The sequence below is a fragment of the Nocardiopsis akebiae genome, from assembly GCF_018316795.1.
Classification (GTDB): Bacteria; Actinomycetota; Actinomycetes; order Streptosporangiales; family Streptosporangiaceae; genus Nocardiopsis; species Nocardiopsis dassonvillei.
The window spans coordinates 5,299,105-5,315,236 of record NZ_CP074132.1; the positions used below are offsets into that span (position 1 = coordinate 5,299,105).

13 protein-coding genes and 1 riboswitch are annotated in these 16,132 nt (G+C 73.3%); of the genes, 7 read left to right on the forward strand and 6 right to left on the reverse strand.

What is annotated here, in order from left to right; all coding sequences use genetic code 11:
• The first annotated feature begins 223 nt into the window (after nt 1-223).
• The 4 genes from KGD83_RS22670 to thiD all read left to right on the forward strand — a co-directional run bounded on the left by KGD83_RS22670 (nt 224) and on the right by thiD (nt 5,046).
• Nucleotides 224-1,897: an acyl-CoA synthetase gene (locus KGD83_RS22670; protein ID WP_212641075.1), complete on the forward strand. Its 1,674-nt coding sequence runs from the start codon at nt 224-226 to the stop codon at nt 1,895-1,897.
• A 488-nt stretch (nt 1,898-2,385) separates the two neighbouring features.
• On the forward strand, nt 2,386-3,315 hold the full coding sequence (locus tag KGD83_RS22675; protein ID WP_212641076.1) for a DUF368 domain-containing protein: 930 nt from the start codon (nt 2,386-2,388) through the stop codon (nt 3,313-3,315).
• A 19-nt stretch (nt 3,316-3,334) separates the two neighbouring features.
• The gene (locus KGD83_RS22680) at nt 3,335-4,030 is read left to right on the forward strand and encodes a DedA family protein (protein ID WP_249351995.1); all 696 of its coding nucleotides are present in this window, start codon (nt 3,335-3,337) and stop codon (nt 4,028-4,030) included.
• Nucleotides 4,031-4,156: 126 nt separating this feature from the next.
• Nucleotides 4,157-4,255: riboswitch (TPP riboswitch) on the forward strand.
• A complete protein-coding gene (gene thiD, locus KGD83_RS22685) occupies nt 4,243-5,046 on the forward strand; it encodes a bifunctional hydroxymethylpyrimidine kinase/phosphomethylpyrimidine kinase (protein ID WP_212641077.1) in 804 nt (267 codons plus the stop codon). It overlaps the preceding riboswitch by 13 nt.
• Before the next feature lie 100 nt (nt 5,047-5,146).
• Here the strand turns inward: thiD and KGD83_RS22690 are convergent, their stop codons facing one another.
• Both KGD83_RS22690 and KGD83_RS22695 read right to left on the reverse strand, forming a co-directional pair.
• Entirely contained in the window at nt 5,147-6,565 is a 1,419-nt protein-coding gene (locus KGD83_RS22690) for an alanine/glycine:cation symporter family protein (RefSeq protein ID WP_212641078.1), read from the reverse strand.
• 512 nt (nt 6,566-7,077) lie between these two features.
• Complete coding sequence (locus tag KGD83_RS22695) at nt 7,078-7,332, reverse strand: DUF6457 domain-containing protein (protein WP_212641079.1); 255 nt, start codon at nt 7,330-7,332, stop codon at nt 7,078-7,080.
• 459 nt (nt 7,333-7,791) lie between these two features.
• Between KGD83_RS22695 and KGD83_RS22700 the strand changes: the two genes are divergently transcribed.
• Entirely contained in the window at nt 7,792-8,931 is a 1,140-nt protein-coding gene (locus KGD83_RS22700; protein ID WP_249351996.1) for a glycosyltransferase family 4 protein, read from the forward strand.
• Nucleotides 8,932-9,157: 226 nt separating this feature from the next.
• Here KGD83_RS22700 and KGD83_RS22705 read toward each other — a convergent pair whose 3' ends face one another.
• Nucleotides 9,158-10,486, reverse strand: coding sequence for a pyridoxal phosphate-dependent aminotransferase (locus KGD83_RS22705; RefSeq protein WP_212641080.1), 1,329 nt, complete (start codon nt 10,484-10,486; stop codon nt 9,158-9,160).
• A 146-nt stretch (nt 10,487-10,632) separates the two neighbouring features.
• Here KGD83_RS22705 and KGD83_RS22710 point away from each other — a divergent pair, with 146 nt between their 5' ends.
• The gene (locus KGD83_RS22710; RefSeq protein ID WP_212641081.1) at nt 10,633-11,571 is read left to right on the forward strand and encodes a LysR family transcriptional regulator; all 939 of its coding nucleotides are present in this window, start codon (nt 10,633-10,635) and stop codon (nt 11,569-11,571) included.
• Nucleotides 11,572-11,731: 160 nt separating this feature from the next.
• Here KGD83_RS22710 and KGD83_RS22715 read toward each other — a convergent pair whose 3' ends face one another.
• From KGD83_RS22715 to KGD83_RS22725, 3 genes are all read right to left on the reverse strand, one after another.
• On the reverse strand, nt 11,732-12,040 hold the full coding sequence (locus KGD83_RS22715) for a hypothetical protein (protein ID WP_212641082.1): 309 nt from the start codon (nt 12,038-12,040) through the stop codon (nt 11,732-11,734).
• A 107-nt stretch (nt 12,041-12,147) separates the two neighbouring features.
• Nucleotides 12,148-13,347 carry a glycosyltransferase gene (locus KGD83_RS22720; protein ID WP_212641083.1) on the reverse strand — a complete coding sequence of 400 codons (1,200 nt, stop codon included), beginning with the start codon at nt 13,345-13,347 and terminating at the stop codon, nt 12,148-12,150.
• A 12-nt stretch (nt 13,348-13,359) separates the two neighbouring features.
• Entirely contained in the window at nt 13,360-14,229 is an 870-nt protein-coding gene (locus KGD83_RS22725; RefSeq protein ID WP_212641084.1) for a DMT family transporter, read from the reverse strand.
• Nucleotides 14,230-14,513: 284 nt separating this feature from the next.
• Here KGD83_RS22725 and KGD83_RS22730 point away from each other — a divergent pair, with 284 nt between their 5' ends.
• Nucleotides 14,514-16,094, forward strand: coding sequence for a beta-N-acetylhexosaminidase (locus KGD83_RS22730; RefSeq protein ID WP_212641085.1), 1,581 nt, complete (start codon nt 14,514-14,516; stop codon nt 16,092-16,094).
• Nucleotides 16,095-16,132: the final 38 nt, after the last annotated feature.

Consider the following 16,132-nt stretch of genomic DNA (forward strand, 5'->3'; position numbering starts at 1 on the left):
CCGGGGGCGATGCCCGAAAACCCGTCCGCGAAACGCCGCGCACACCCTCTGAGCGGGGCCGTCGCATCCATGGTGACCTGCGATAACGCCCCTGGTGACGCGCTCCACAGCCCCGACGGCGGTCGGGCCGCCCCCCGAGGGGTACGGTCGCACCATCAGCCAGTCAGCCGCCGCGAGCCCCGAGCCGTGGACGGCCCCGTCGACCGTGCCCGGGAGGTCAGGCGTGCCCACCTCCGCGTCCCCGGACGCCCCCTTCTCGCTCTCCCGCCTGTTCGCGGCGGTCGCCGACGCCGTGCCCGAGCGGACCGCCCTTGTCGCCGGCCCCCGTCGGCTCACCTACCGCGCCCTGCGCGAGCGCTCGCTGCGGCTGGCCCGCCACCTGGTCGGCGCGGGCGTGCGCCCCGGCGAGCACGTCGCCGTCCTGGCCTTCAACCGCGCCGAGTGGGTGGAGTCCTTCCTCGGCGTCCTGCGCGCGGGAGCGGTCCCGGTCAACGTCAACTACCGCTACGTCGCGGGCGAGCTGCGCCACGTCCTGGCCGACTCGCACGCGGTCGCGCTGATCGCGGAGGACTCTCTGGCCGGGGCGGTGGACACGGTCCGCTCCGACCTGCCCCGGCTGCGCCACGTCCTGCTCGTCGCGGACGGCTCCGCGCGCGGGACGCGGGGCCTCGACTACGAAGAAGCGCTGGCCTCGGCGCCCGAGGACGCGGTCCTGCCCCCTACCAGCGGCGAGGACCACTACCTGCTCTACACCGGCGGCACGACGGGCTACCCCAAGGGCGTGCTGTGGCGGCAGGCGGACATCTTCCGCGCGGCCCTGGAGCGCCGCGCTCCGGGCACGCCCAGCGCCCGCACCCCGCGGGAGGTGGCCGAGCGCGCCACGCGCTGCTTCGAGCAGCGCATGCTGGTCCTCGGTCCGCTCATGCACGCGGCCGGACAGTGGAACGCGCTGAGCATGCTGCTGTGCGGCAAGCGGGTGGTGCTGTCCACCGACCGCAGCTTCCGTCCGGACCGGGTGCTGGAGACGGCGCACCGGGAGGGCGTGCACGCGCTCCAGCTGGTGGGCGACGCCATGGCCCGCCCGCTGGCCCGCCACCTGCTCACCGAACCGGGGCTGTGCCCGGACCTGGCCTCGGTCCGCTCCGGCGGCACCCCGCTCACCCCGGCGGTGCGCGCGCTGTGGCACGCCTGGCGCGAGGACGTGTCCCTCTCCGACGCCTACGGGGGCTCGGAGACGGGCGTGTGCGGGTCGGCGACCGGCGCCGAACCGGCCGGTCCGGCGGAGGCCCCCTCCGGGGGCGGTCCCTCGGGCAGCCGCAGCTTCACCATGGGCGGCAGCATCGCGGTGCTGGACGCGTCCCTGCGCCCGCTGCCCCCGGGTTCGCGGGAGGTGGGGCGGATCGCGCGCACCGGACGGATCCCGCTGGGCTACTACAACGACCCACTGGCGACCGCGCGCACGTTCCCCACCGACGCCGGGGGGCGCCGCTGGGCGCTGTCGGGCGACTTCGGGACGTGGGACGCAGACGGCTCGATCGCGCTGCTGGGACGCGGCAGCGCGGTCATCAACACCGCGGGGGAGAAGGTCTACCCCGAGGAGGTGGAGGCCGCGCTCAAGGCGCACCCCTCGGTGGAGGACGCCATCGTGGTGCCCTCGCCCGACGAGTACCTCGGGCAGCGGGTGACCGCGCTGGTCTCGCTGGCCGCGAACGCCCGTCTGGAGGAGGCGGAACTGCGCGCGTACTGCCGGGTCCGGCTCGCCGGGTTCAAGGTGCCGCGCACCGTGCACTTCGTGGACCGGGTGCGGCGAACGGCGGTCGGCAAGCAGGACTACCGGTGGGCGGCGTCCGTCACCGGGACCGGTTCGCCCGCTCCTGCCGCCCCTACCCTTCCCTGAGAGCCGGTCCGCCCTCCGGGCCCCGCCGGGGGCTCCTCCACGGGCCCGGGGACGGACTTGGGAACGGGTGCCGGCCGTGCCGGAGACGGCGCTGGCGGCCGGGCACCCGGCCTCCCCGGCGGTCTGCTGCGGAACTGCGCACCCGGGCGGTACCGGACCCTTCATTTCGGGCACAGGTTCAATATGGACTTACCCAGCCGAAACAGGGGTTTCACAGGGCGTCGGCCGCTCTGGACCCCCTCCGCCACCGCTAGACTGGCGTCGCCTGGTCCAAGGCCCCACGGTTTCCCCTCCCCCGTTCCGACCGGTTCGCACACTCCCGGCCGGGGCCGACCGGTCCGCCCCGCCTCCGGTCGAGGCCGTGGACCGCGAGGACCACCTTTGACCCACCCCTCCACCCGTGCACACGGTGCGCGTGCGGTGACACCACTAGGACGGAGGACGGCGCGCTTCCCCGGGCCCCGCCCGAAGCGCTCCCAAGAACCCAGATGCCCAACTCAGTAGGCAGCTACATCTTCAACGCGGTGCGCGGCGGCGCCGTGGGCGCCTCGGAGGCCCTTCCCGGTATCAGCGGCGGCACGGTCGCCCTCATCGTCGGTCTCTACGACAAGCTCATCGGCGGCGCCGGCCACATGGTCAGCGGTGTCAGGCGCTACGTCACCGACGTCCCGCGCGGACGCGGGAGGGAGCGCGCCCAGGAGCAGTTCCGCCAGGTGGACTGGAGCGTGCTGGTCCCCGCGCTCGTCGGCATGGTGGCCTTCCTCGGTATGGCGGCCGTGGTCCTCGCCCCGCTGGTCGAGACCCACACCCAGTACGCGTACGCGCTGTTCTTCGGCCTGGTCCTGGCCTGCCTGTGGATCCCCTACACCGGCGCGGGCCGCAGGTGGCGGGCCTGGCACTACCTCGTCGCCCTGGTCTTCGCCGCGGGCGCGTTCTTCCTCACCGGCCTGCCCGGCGCCAACCTGCCCACCCACCCGGTCGTCGTCTTCCTCGCCGCGGCGGTGGCCGTCTGCGCGCTGGTGCTGCCGGGGCTGTCCGGATCCTTCATCCTGCTCACGCTGGGTCTGTACGAACCCACGATCAGCGCGGTCGGGGACATGGACATCGCCTACCTCTCGGTGTTCGCGCTCGGCATGCTCACGGGCCTGTCGCTGTTCGTGAAGCTGCTCCAGCACCTGCTGGAGAACTTCCACCACATGACCCTGGTGGTCCTCACCGGCCTCATGGCCGGTTCGCTGCGCGCCCTGTGGCCCTGGCAGGACGAGGACCGCACGTTCCTGGCCCCCACCGACGTCCCGGTGACGGTCGGCCTGATGGCGGTCGGCTTCGCGATCGTGGCGGCGGCCATCGTCTGGGAGCGCCGCAAGCGCCTCCGGATGGAGGAAGCCGAACTCCACCGGTCCCCCACCCACGTCTGAGAACGGGAACGACAACCGCATGACAACGAATCTGCTGATGACCGCGGCCTCGACGACGGACGTCGACGTCGCCCACGAGTACGAGGGGTTCATCGGGTGGGTCCTGAACCTGATGACGACCCTGGGCGAACCCGGTGTCGGCGTGGCGCTGTTCATCGAGACCTTCTTCCCGCCGATGCCCAGTGAGGCGGTCCTGCCCGGCGCCGGGTTCCTCGCCTACGCCGGGCACATGAACGTGTGGCTGGCCATCCTGTGGGCGACGATCGGCTGCCTGGTCGGCGCGTGGGGCTTCTACGCGATCGGCGCGCTCCTGGGCCGCGAGCGCACGGCCTGGCTGGTCGAGAAGACCCCGCTGCTGGAGATCGAGGACTTCTACAAGGCCGAGCGCTTCTTCGCCCGCTTCGGCGGCGTCGCCGTCCTGCTGGGCCGGTGCGTGCCCCTGGTCCGCAGCTTCATCTCGGTGCCCGCCGGGATCGAGCGGATGCCCCTGTTCAAGTTCTCGCTGTACACGGTCATCGGCTCCGCGGTGTGGAACACCATCTGGATCGGCCTCGGCTACGTGTTCGGCCCGGCCATCGAGCCCGTTCTGGTCCAGTGGAGCGGTGTGATCAGCAACATCGTCGTCGTGCTCATCGGCCTGCTGGTGCTGTGGTTCATCCTGGCCCGCGTCTACAAGCGGACCAGGGCCCGCCGGACCGAGGGCACCTCCGCCTGAGCCCCCGCTCCCCGTGAACCCCTCCAGGGGTCCGCCCGCGTCCCCGGGCGGACCCCTTCTGCGTTCTGTGGGTATCCTGCCCGGAACGCACCACAAACACATCATGACCGGGGCCGCCGACGCGGCTCCGGAGGCGCGGGGTGCCGGGACACGTTCCCGGCTGAGAGCACACCCGTCGAACCTGCCCTAGTTAGCACTAGCGAAGGAACGCCATGAGCGCGTACAACATCGTGTCCATCGCCGGCAGCGACCCCAGCGGGGGCGCGGGCGTCCAGGCCGACCTCAAGGCCTTCTCCGCGCACGGGACCTTCGGCATGACGGTGATCGCCGCGCTGACCGCCCAGTCCACGCTCGGGGTCGCCGGGGTCCACCCGATCCCCGCGCGCTTCGTCGCCCACCAGATGGACACCCTCTTCACCGACGCCGTCGTGCACGCGGTCAAGGTGGGCATGCTGGGCACCTCGGAGGTCACCGAGGCCGTGGCCGAGGCGATCGACCGCCACACGCTGCCGAACGTGGTGGTGGACCCGGTGATGGTCGCCAAGAGCGGGGACCGCCTGCTGGAGGCCTCGGCCGTCGACGCGCTGCGCACCAAGCTCCTGCCACGCGCGGACCTGGTCACCCCGAACCTGCCCGAGGCCGCGGACCTGCTGGAGGAGCCCGAGGCGACCGACCTGGCGTCGATGCGCGCCCAGGCCTGGCGGCTGCTGGACCTCGGCCCGCGCAGGGTCCTGCTCAAAGGCGGCCACCTGCCCGGCGGGGAGAGCGTCGACGTCCTGGTCGCCCGGGACGCCGACCCGGTCGAGTTCCGCGCCCCGAGGGTGGCCACCCGCAACACGCACGGCACCGGGTGCACGCTGTCCTCCTCGATCGCGGCCCTGCTGCCGCAGCGGCCGGACGTGGCCGCCGCGGTGGGCGACGCCAAGGACTACCTGACCGAGGCCATCCGGCGCGCCGACGAGATCGACGCGGGCGGCGGACAGGGCCCCGTGCACCACTTCCACGCCTGGTGGTAGGGGCGGCGTCCGGAGGAGGGAACGCCGAGGGGGGACCGGCTCCGCGCCGGTCCCCCCTCCTCGTCACCGTCCTCCGGTCGGGCTCGCGGCCCCTACCGGGTCAGGCCTTGGTCACGTCCTCCATGACCTTGTCCGGGTCCCTCCAGTCGGGGTGGGCGAAGAACTTGCGCGTCTCCGCCGCGATGACCGGGGACAGGAGCAGGAGCCCGATGAGGTTGGGCAGGGCCATCAGGCCGTTGGCGATGTCGCTGAACAGCCAGACCGAGTCCAGGCTGGCGACCGAGCCCACGTAGATGACGGCGATGAACACCAGGCGGTAGGGCAGGACCAGGCGGCGGCCGCCCAGGAACACCATGCAGCGCTCGCCGTAGTAGGCCCACCCGAGCAGGGTGGTGAAGGCGAACACGGCCACCGCGACGGCCACGATGACGGTACCGGCCGGAGCGAGCGCCGGGCTGATCGACCCCAGGCCCTCGGAGACCGCGCTGCTGGTCATCAGCGAGCCGTCCTCGCCGCCGGCGGACCAGACACCGGTGGTGATGATGACCAGGCAGGTCATGGTGACCACGATGATGGTGTCGATGAAGGTCTGGGTCATCGAGACCATCGCCTGGCGGACCGGCTGGCTGGTCTTGGCCGCCGCGGCGGCGATGGCACCGGTGCCCAGGCCCGACTCGTTGGAGAAGATGCCGCGGGCGAAGCCCTGCTGGATGGCGAGCATGATGCCCGCCCCGGCGAAGCCGCCCGTGGCCGCGGTGCCGGTGAAGGCGTCGGTCACCACGAGCTGGAGCGCGGGGAGGATGGCGGCCCAGTTGGCGGCCAGGATGACCAGGCAGACGCCCACGTAGCCGATGATCATGATCGGCACGAGGCCGGAGGCGACGCGGCCGATGCTCTTGATGCCGCCGAGGATGACGGCGCCCGCGAGGACCACGAGGGCCAGGCCCACCATCCACGGCTCCAGCGGCGTGACGCTGGTGATCTGCTGCGAGACGGCGTTGGCCTGGGTGCCGTTGCCGATCCCGAAGGCGGCGATGGCTCCGAAGACCGCGAAGGCCACGCCCAGGGTGGTGCCCAGGCCGCCCGGTATCCCGTACTTGAGGTAGTACATCGGGCCGCCGCTCTGTTCGCCCTTGGCGTCGGTACGGCGGAACTTCACGCCCAGGAGGGCCTCGCTGTACTTGGTGGCCATGCCGAGGAAGCCGACGACCCACATCCAGAACAGCGCGCCGGGTCCGCCGACGCCGATGGCGAGCGCGGCACCGGCGATGTTGCCGACGCCGACGGTGGCGGCCAGGGCCGTGCTCAGCGCCTGGTAGTGGGAGATGTCGCCCTCGACGGAGGCGTCCTCCTTGCGCCGGACGAGGGCGAGCCACAGCGCGTGGGGCAGCCGCAGGAGCTGGAGCAGGCGGAGGCGGACGGTGAGGAACAGGCCGACACCGAACAGCAGCGGAATGAGGACGAAGGGCCCCCAGATGATGCTGCTGACGATGCCAGCCATTTCGAGGAGCTGGTCCACAGGGGATCTCCCTATCGGTGAGTGTGTGGGGACGGGGGTCGCCGGTAGCGAAGTACGGGGGATCCGACGCCCTCGAGATCGCGTCGGCACTGGGGGAAGGCCCGCGATACCGGCACAGAATCGCATCGACGCGTAACAACCGCATCACACGTAACCCACATGCCTGTTTCTTCGGGAACTTCCGGTTTCCCTTCCGCGTACCTCCCGGGTGCGGGCGGTGCCTTCCGGCAGGCTTCCGCGCTGGCCGGGCCCTGGCTCCGGGACCGGGGCCGGGCCCGGACGTCGGCGGACCCGAGGGCGCCGGTGCGGCCCGCGCGCGACCCGGTGGGGGCGGCCGGTGCGGACGGCCAGCCGACGCGACCGTGTCGAGCCGGTGCGGCTCCGGCGGGCTCAGGGCGCCGTGTTCCTCACGGACACGGCCGCGACGGCGCCGCCGGAGGCGGCCGGAACGGACGGAAGGGCCCGTCGGTACGGACGGAGCGCCGCCGACCGGCGCGGACGGCGGCGGGGTGTCAGACGCGGTCCTCCTCGTCGACCTGGGCCAGGGCGAGCCTGCTGAGGACCGCCGCGGCCTCGTCGGGGTCCGCGCCCTGACCCACCGCCACGCCCAGGAGGTAGGTGGTCAGGGGCGCGGCGGGCCGGGCCACGGAGTGGGCGGCGTCCCGGGCGAGGTCGAGCACACGGTCGACGTCCTCCTTGCGGAGGGGTTCGGTGCCGGTCAGGCCCAGTTCACTTCGGACTGCTTCGGCCCATTCCACGAGGGTCACCGCATGACTCCTTAGAGCAATATATTGGCTACATTCAGCAATCATATCCACCGGGGAGTCACCCGGCGGACACACGGGCGCACGGGCGCGGTCACCGACCGCTCGGACTGCCCACGCCTGGTCTTCGGGCGCGGTTCCCCCGTACCCAAACCGAGGTTCACCCCACGAGCCTAGCGTCGGAGACAGCCGTCCCCGGCGTAGGCAGCCGTCCCCCCGGCGTTGGGAGCCACCCGCATGTCCCCGACCGACCGTACGTCTCCGGCCACGCGCACGTCCCCGGCCGCTCACCGCCCCTCGTCCGCACGCGCACCCTCCGTGCCCTCGGCCGCTCCCAGGACCGCGGCCGACCACGCGTCCGCTCGCGTTCCCGCTGCCGGGCACCGCGCCGCGGCGGCACACACGCCCCCGTTCGACCGCGTGCCCCAGGCCGACGCCCGGGGCCGGCTGAGGGTGGCGATCGTGACGGAGTCCTTCCTCCCCCAGGTCAACGGGGTGACCAACTCCGTGTGCCGGGTCGCCGACCTGCTCGCCGCGCGCGGCCACGAGGCCCTGGTGCTGGCCCCCGGGCCCGGCCCCTCCTCCTACGCGGGTTTCCCGGTGGTCCGGCTGCCCTCCGTGCCCCTGCCGTTCTACCGCGACTTCTCCGTGGGGCTGCCCGCACGGCGGGTGATGACCGCGGCGATCCGCGCCTTCTCCCCCGACGTGCTGCACCTGGCCTCGCCCGCCCTGCTCGGGGCGGCGGCCGTGGAGACCGCCCGCCGGTGGGCGCTGCCGACCGTGGCGGTCTTCCAGACCGACCTCCCCGGCTTCGCCGGGCGCTACCGCCTGCCCGGCGGGGACGCCCTGTGGTCGCTGCTGCGGCGCACGCACGCCGCGGTGGACCGCACGCTGGCACCGTCCTCGGCCACCATGGAGGCGCTGTCCGCGCGCGGGTTCCCCCGCCTGGACCTGTGGCGCCGCGGGGTCGACGCCCAGCGCTTCTCCCCCGCGCACCGCGACGAGGGACTGCGGCGCGGGCTCGCCCCGAACGGGGAGGCGGTCGTGGGCTACGTGGGACGGCTGGCCAGGGACAAGCGGGTGGAGATGCTGGAACACGTGTCCCGCCTGCGCGGGATCAGGCTGGTCGTGGTGGGGGACGGCCCCGAACGGGCGCGGCTGCGCAGGCGGCTGCCCGACGCGGTGTTCACCGGGCAGCGCACCGGCGGCGACCTGTCGCGCCTGTACGCGTCCATGGACGTGTTCGTGCACACCGGCGCGGACGAGACGTTCTGCCAGGCCGTCCAGGAGGCGCTGGCCTCGGGGGTGCCGGTGGTGGCCCCGGCCTCGGGCGGTCCGCTGGACCTGGTGGTGCCCGAGCACAACGGGCTGCTGTACGCCCCGGACTCGGTGCGCGAACTGCGGGTGGCGGTGGGGCGGCTGGCCCACAACCGCCAGGTGCGGGAGCGGATGGCGCGGGGCGCGCGCCCCTCGGTGGAGCACCGTACGTGGGAGGCGGTCGGTGAGCAGCTGCTCGACCACTACCGGGCGGTGATCGCCTCCAGCGCGGAACTGGCCGCGCGCGAGGCGGGGGTGGAGGGCGCCGCGTCCGGTCCGAGGTGAGCGCGCGGGCGGCGTCCGCGCGGTGGCCTCACCGGACGGGGGTCCGGCGGTGCCGCGGGTGGGGACGTGCCGTCGGCACGGAAGACAGCGTGCCGCCCAACGACCGGAGCGTCCCGCCGCGCGGGGCCGGACGGAGGTCCGGCCTCCCCCGGAAGGAGCGGCCGGGGGAGGCCGGAGGACGGTGCGTCCGCCCCGCCCCCTTACACGGGGCGGACGCGGGGAGCGGTCAGCTGACCGCCTGTGGTTCGGTGGACCGGCGCAGGACGGGACCGGCGTCGGCGCCCTCGGGGAGCAGCGCGCCCAGGACCTCGTCGAGGCGGTCCAGGTGTGCGCGGATCCAGGGCAGCGCCAGCGGGTCCGTGGCGGCGAGGGCCGCGTAGCGGCGTTCCTCGGTGTCGCCGTAGAGCAGGCTGGTGGCGACCCGCATGCGCAGGGCTTCCGCGCCCTCACCGAACTCCGCGGCGGGCAGTACGCCCACCCCGAAGCGCTCCAGCAGCAGCCCGGTCAGGTCCGGGCCGGTGGCCACGCCGTGGAGGACGGCCAGCCGCTCCCGGGCCGGCTCGAAGTCGGGGTAGAGGTAGAAGGCCGCCCGGGGGGCGGCCACGGTCGCGCCCGCGCGGACGAAGGCCTCGGTGACCGCCCCGGCTACGATGCCGTGCAGACGGCGGCTGCGGTCGACGTGGTCGAGGAGTTCGGCGGGTTCGGTGAAGGCGTGCGCGGCGGCCTCCTGGACCGGGGCGGCCGGGCTCGACCAGATCTCGCTGGCCACACCGAGCAGACCTCCGCGCAGCCGGTGGCCGATCTCGGAGTCGGGCAGGCGCACGACGCCGATGCGCCAGCCGCCCAGGGCCAGGTTCTTGCTCAGTCCGGTGGAGATGACGGTGCGCTCGGGCGCGTACTCGGCGGGGCTGTGCACCTCGGCGGGCTGCTCGCCGGGGGCCGCGGGGTGGACGAGGTCGCGGTAGATCTCGTCGGAGACGATGACCAGGTCGAGTTCGCGGGCCACCTCGCACAGGCGCCGGACGGTGTCGGCCCCGGCCACGGTACCGGTCGGGTTGTCGGGAACGGTGACGACGACGGCGTTGACCGTGCGCCCCTGCTCGCGGGCGGCGGTGACGGCGGCGTGCAGCAGGTCCGGCTGGGGTACGCCCCCCTCGCCGGTGGCGGTGGGGACCATGACGGGCCGCTGCCCCACCAGGCGGCACTGCGCGGCGTAGCTGACCCAGCTGGGCGCGGCGATCGCGGTGTCGCCGCCGATCTCCAGCAGGAGGCTGTACAGGAGCGGTTTGCTGCCGGGCCCGGCGACGACCAGACCGGGGTCGGTGGGCAGCCCGCGGCGCTCCCAGTACCCGGCGGCGGCCTCGCGCAGGGCCGCGGACCCGGCGACGGGACCGTAGGCGTTGGCACCGTTCCCCGCGGTGAGCCGGTCGCGCATGACCGGGTGGACCGGGAGTCCGGCCTCGCCGAAGCCCAGGGGGAGCACGCGGACTCCCTGGCGGCGCTTCTCGGCGAGCGCTTCGTTGACGGCGAGGGTCGCGGACACAGTGACGGTCATCGAGGACTCATCTCCGGTTTGTCGTGAATGCGGGTGATGCGTGGACTGCCGCTCCACCTGGGAGGACGGCCCGTCACCCCACAGACTGCCCAGGTGCGGGCATCAGTACAAGCGCGTCTTTTCGATGCTGAGCGTAAGATCCTCTTATGCTCGATCTACGTCGTCTGCACGTCCTCCGCGAGTTCAGCGTCCGGGGGACCATCGCCGCCACCGCCGGCGCCCTCGGTTACACGCCCTCGGCGGTGTCCCAGCAACTGGCCACCCTGGAGCGGGAGACGGGCGTCGCGCTGCTGGACCGCTCCGCGCGCGGCGCCGAGCTCACGGACGCCGGACGGCTGCTGGTGACCCAGGCCGAGGACATCCTGGCGCTGGTGGAGGCGACCGAGTCGGTGCTCGCCGAGCAGTCCGACCTGGCGCTGGGCGTGGTCACCGTCACGGCGTTCCCGACCGCCGCCGTGGCGTTCGCGCCCCTGTTGGTGCCGCCGCTGCGCCGGCACGAGGGGATGCAGCTGCTGCTGCGGCAGACCCTGCTGGCGACGGGAACCCAGCAGGTGCGCTCGCGGGAGGTGGACATCGCCCTGGTCGACGACTGGTCCGGACAGCACCCCGGGCGCGGGCCCGAGGGCGGGCTGCGGCACATCAACCTGATGCGCGACCCGATGGTGCTGGCGGTGCCCCGGGGGCACGCGCTGGCCGACCCCTCGACGCCGGTGGTGCTGGAGGAGCTGCTGAACGAGTCGTGGATCGTGACGCCCGAGAGCGAACGTTCGCGCTACGGGACGGACCGGCTCCTGTCCGAGGTGGGCGGACTGCCCTCCGCGGCCTGGGAGTTCGAGGGGCTGGGAACGGTGCTGAGCCTGGTCTCGCGCGGGATCGGGATCGCCGCGGTCCCGGCCCTGGCGATGGTGGGGGCTCCGGCGGGACTCGTCTACCGGAAGCTGCCCGCGTCCGCGCCCGAGCGGCACGTGTACGCGGTGGTGCGGTCGGTGGCGGCGAGGCGACCGGCGGTGCAGGTGACGCTGGCGGCGTTGAGGGACGCAGCGCAGCAGGTGAACAGGGAGGTCGCCGGGATCACGGTGGCCTGACCGGCCGCGCCGGGCGGTCCCGCGCCGATCCGGCCGGGTCCCGCGTCAGCACGGACTCCACGAGCGCCCCGCCGCTGGCACCGGGGCGGGCTCCTGGAGGGGCCGCCGTGGAACGGCGCGTGGTCCGAACCCCCCGGGGCCGGACCACGTTCGCCGTCGTTCACTGCTTATCCCTGCCGCGCGTCCGGTCGATCCGGCGGCGCAGTCTGCGGCAGACGTGGAGTGCCCGGTCACGGTCGTCCCGGGCGTTCCACCATCGGGCGTAGGCTTCCAGTCTTCTTTTGCGCAGTGCCTCCAGCTCGGCCTCCATCCGGTTCACCCGGTGCTCCAGGTCGATGCGCTCGCGTTCGAACACCGACATGTCGCGCTCGTGGAACCCGGCCTCCCGTTCGGCGCTGACGAGCCGATCGGTGAGGCCCTCGGTGGCATTGCCCCGGCCGGTCTGTGCACTGATCCCTTCGAACCACACAACATCTTGTGTATCCCACAGGAGGACAACATCACCGGTCGCTACGCAAAGAATACGGAAAGTGGCAGAAGAATCGAAACATCAACCAAACGGCTCTTTCGGACACCTCAGGCGGCGACCAGCCCCTCCACCCGCGCGGGGGCCGTGCCCCGCAGACGGGTGTAGACCTCCTCGAACCGCTCCAGGGACCGGTGGTGGTCGTGCCGCCGCGCGAGCTCACGGCTGGCCGCGCCCAAGGCGCGCCCCCGGGGACCGAGCACGAGGAGCAGCCGGTCGGCCAGGCGCGCGGGGTCGCCCGGCGGGAAGAGGAACCCGTTGTGCCCCTCCTCCACCAGGTGCGGCAGCGCCATCGCGTCCGCGGCGACCACCGGCAGGCCGGTGGACATCGCCTCCAGGGTGGCGATGCTCTGCAGCTCGGCCACGCCCGCGATGGCGAAGGCGTCCCCCGCCGCGTAGACCAGGGGCAGGTCCTCGTCCGGGACGAACCCCAGGAAGAACACCCGGTCCGCCACCCCCAGCTCCGCGGCCAGCGCGCGCAGCTCCTCCTCGCGCTGGCCGGTTCCCGCCAGGGCCAGCTGGGCGTCCCGTCCGGGCACGATCCGCGCCAGCGCCCGGATGGTGTCGTCGATCCTCTTCTCCGCGTCCAGCCTGCCCACGAACACGATCGTGTCCCGGTCGGGCAGCCCGAACCGGCGCCGCGCGACGGCGGGGTCCTCGTGGGGGCGGAACCGTTCCAGGTCGATCCCGCACGAGATCGCCTCGACCCCGCGCGTGAACCCCTTCTCCCGCAGGAGCCGGGCCGCCCGCGGGGTCGGCGTGGTCACGTGGTCGGCCTCCCCCGCGACCCGGACCATGTCCTTCCAGGCCAGGAGGCCCGCGAGTTCCTGCATCGGCGCGGGGATCCGGGCGTGCGCGTACAGGTTGTCCGGCATGAAGTGGTTGGTGAGCACGACGGGTACGCCGGCGGCGCGGCCCCTGCGCATCGCCGCGCGGCTGAGCGGGAAGTGGCTCTGCGCGTGCACGACGTCGGGGTCCAGGCGCTCGACGATCCTGGCGATGTGCCCGCCCATCCCCAGCGGGACTGCGGCGCGCATGAAGGGGATGGGCACCGAGCGCAGGCGGTGCTCGGTCACCGCGCCGTTGACCGTGACGTAGGGTTCGCCCCGTTCGGAGGGGCACACCACGTGGACCCGGTGCCCCCGCCCGGCCAGCCCCTCGGCCAGGCGGTGGGTGAAGTATCCGGCCCCGTTGACGTCGGGGGGATAGGTGTCGCTGGCGATCAGGACGCGCAGCGGGCGTTCGGCCATGGTGGTCTCTCCTTAGCGTTCGGTGTCGGCGGCGACGACCTCGGGGTTGCGGTGGCGTGCCTGGGCGAGGGCCACGGTTCCGGCGACGGCGAGGCAGGCGAAGACCAGCGCGCCGAGCTGGGCGGGAAGGGTCCGAGGCGCGCCCTCGCCCAGGAGGAGGGCGCCGATGGCCACACCGACCACTGGGTCGGTGATCAGGAGGGTCGCGTAGGCGGCCGTGAAGTGCCCGGTGCGGTAGGCGTTCTGCATCAGCAGGGCGCCGAAGACCGCCGCGGCCGCCGCGAGCGGGGTCAGCCAGCTGATCAGGCTGGTCCAGTCCCCGACGGCGTTGGCGGACAGGACGCGGGCCAGGCCGGACGTGGTGCCCATGGCCGCCCCGCCCGCCAGGGCGAGCAGGAGGGCCCGGACCCCGTTTTCCATCCGGTGCGCCGTGAAGTGGACGACGGCTCCCGCGCCGAGGACGACCCCGGTGAGCGCCAGCGCCGTGCCGGTGCCCATGACGGGGCTGTCGGCGGTGTGCGGGAACAGGGAGATCACCCCGGTGAGGCCCACCATGACGGCGGTTCCGGCGATGATCTGGGAGAGGCCGACCCGGCGGCGGTTGAACAGGGCCGACAGCACGATGGCGAACAGCAGGCCGGTCACGCCGATCGGCTGGATGATGGTCAGCGGTGCGCCGCTGAGGGCCACCAGGTGCAGTCCCGCGCCCAGGACGGCGGCCACGCTGCCGATCATCCAGCGGGGCTGGCGCAGCAGGTGCAGCAGGAACCCCGCCTTCGCCACCCGGCCGCCCGGGGCACGGACGGCGTCGCGCTCCTGGAGGGCCGAACCCAGCGCCAGGGTGAACGCCCCGGCCACGGCGATGAGGATCGGCACCAGCATCAGCGCCACCGCCCCACGGGTGTCCCCCGTCTCCTGAGCATCGCCGACCCCCCTGCGTCCCGCCGTCTCGGCAACGGTACGGACGGGCCCAGCGCCACGGCGATAACGCCAGCCCCCCATCCGTCGTGGTGGTAACCCCACCACGCCCGCACCTACCCGGTCCCGGTTTCGGTACCCAGTTGCCTCCGGGTACGGGTGACCGTTTGTCCGTGGGGGGTGTGCCCGCGAGAAGCCACGTGGCACTATGTCCGGTATTGGTCTAGACCGGATAGGAGCGGTTCACCGTGCCCGACGCTTCCCCCTCCCTCGTCCCCCGTCCCAGCTCCTCGGCTCCCGGAGGTGCCGGGGGCCTCACGCTGACCGCCTCGACCAGGGTGTCCGCCGACCCCGACGCACGGGGCACGCTCACGTGGCTCCAGCGTGAACTCGGAGCGGCCACCGGCCTCCCCCTGGCCGCCGGGGACGAGGCCAGCGCGCAGGTCCGGCTGAGCGTGGACCCCGAGGCGGGCCTGGGCCGCGAGGGCTACCGGCTGATCGTGGACTCCGAGGGAGCCATCATCGTGGGCAACGACCCCGCCGGGGTGTTCTACGGTGCGCAGACCCTGCGGCAGCTGCTGCCCGCCGACGCCTACCGGGACGCCCCGCTGGGCGGCGGCGAGTGGGTCCTGCCCGCCGTGAGCGTCACCGACGCGCCGCGTTTCCGCTGGCGGGGCGTGATGCTGGACGTGGCCCGCCACTTCGTGCCCAAGCGCGAGGTGCTGCGGTTCATCGACCTGCTGGCCATGCACAAGCTCAACGTCCTGCACCTGCACCTGACCGACGACCAGGGATGGCGCGTGGAGATCCGCCGCTACCCGAAACTGACCGAGGCGGGCTCGTGGCGGGCCCGGAGCCAGGTGGGCGCCGCGAAGCCGCCGGTGTTCGACGAACGCCCGCACGGCGGCTTCTTCACCCAGGACGACATCCGCGAGATCGTCGCCTACGCCGACGCCCGGCACGTGGCCGTCGTCCCCGAGATCGACGTGCCCGGCCACTCGCAGGCCGCCATCCACGCCTACCCCGAGCTGGGCGAGTCCGGACTGATCCCGGTCGGCGACCAGTGGGGGATCTTCGAGGAGGTGCTCGCGGTCACCGACAACGTCCTGGAGTTCTACCGGAACGTCCTGGACGAGCTGATCGAGCTGTTCCCGAGCACGTACGTGCACGTGGGCGGCGACGAGTGCCCCAAGACCCAGTGGCGGGCGAGCGCGTCCGCGCAGCGGCGGATCAAGGAGGAGGGGCTGGCCGACGAGGAGGAGTTGCAGAGCTGGTTCATCCGCCAGCTGGACGAGCACCTGACCTCGCGCGGCCGCCGCCTGGTCGGCTGGGACGAGATCCTGGAGGGAGGGCTCGCGCCGGGGGCGACCGTGATGTCGTGGCGCGGCGAGGAGGGCGGTGTCGCGGCCGCGCGGGCCGGTCACGACGTGGTCATGAGTCCCACCCGCACCTCCTACCTGGACTACCGGCAGTCCGAGTCCGGCGACGAACCCGTCCCGGTGGGCACGCTGCTGCGGACCGAGGACGTCTACCTGGCCGAGCCGGTCCCGCCGGGGCTGACCGAGGGGGAGGCCGCGCACGTGCTGGGCGCGCAGGTGAACGTGTGGACCGAGCACATCGACTCGCCGCGCAGGCTGGACTACATGGTCTTCCCCAGGCTGTCGGCCTTCGCCGAGCAGGTGTGGTCGTCCGGTGAACGCGACTACGCCGAGTTCGAGCCCCGGCTGAGGAGGCACCTGGAGCGGCTCGACGCGGCCGGGGTGGAGTACCGGCCGCTGGACGGGCCGCGCCCGTGGCACACCCGTCCGGGGGTGGTGGGCTGGGGGTGACCCCGCGGCCCCGGGAGCCGTAGGCGCTCCCGGGGCGT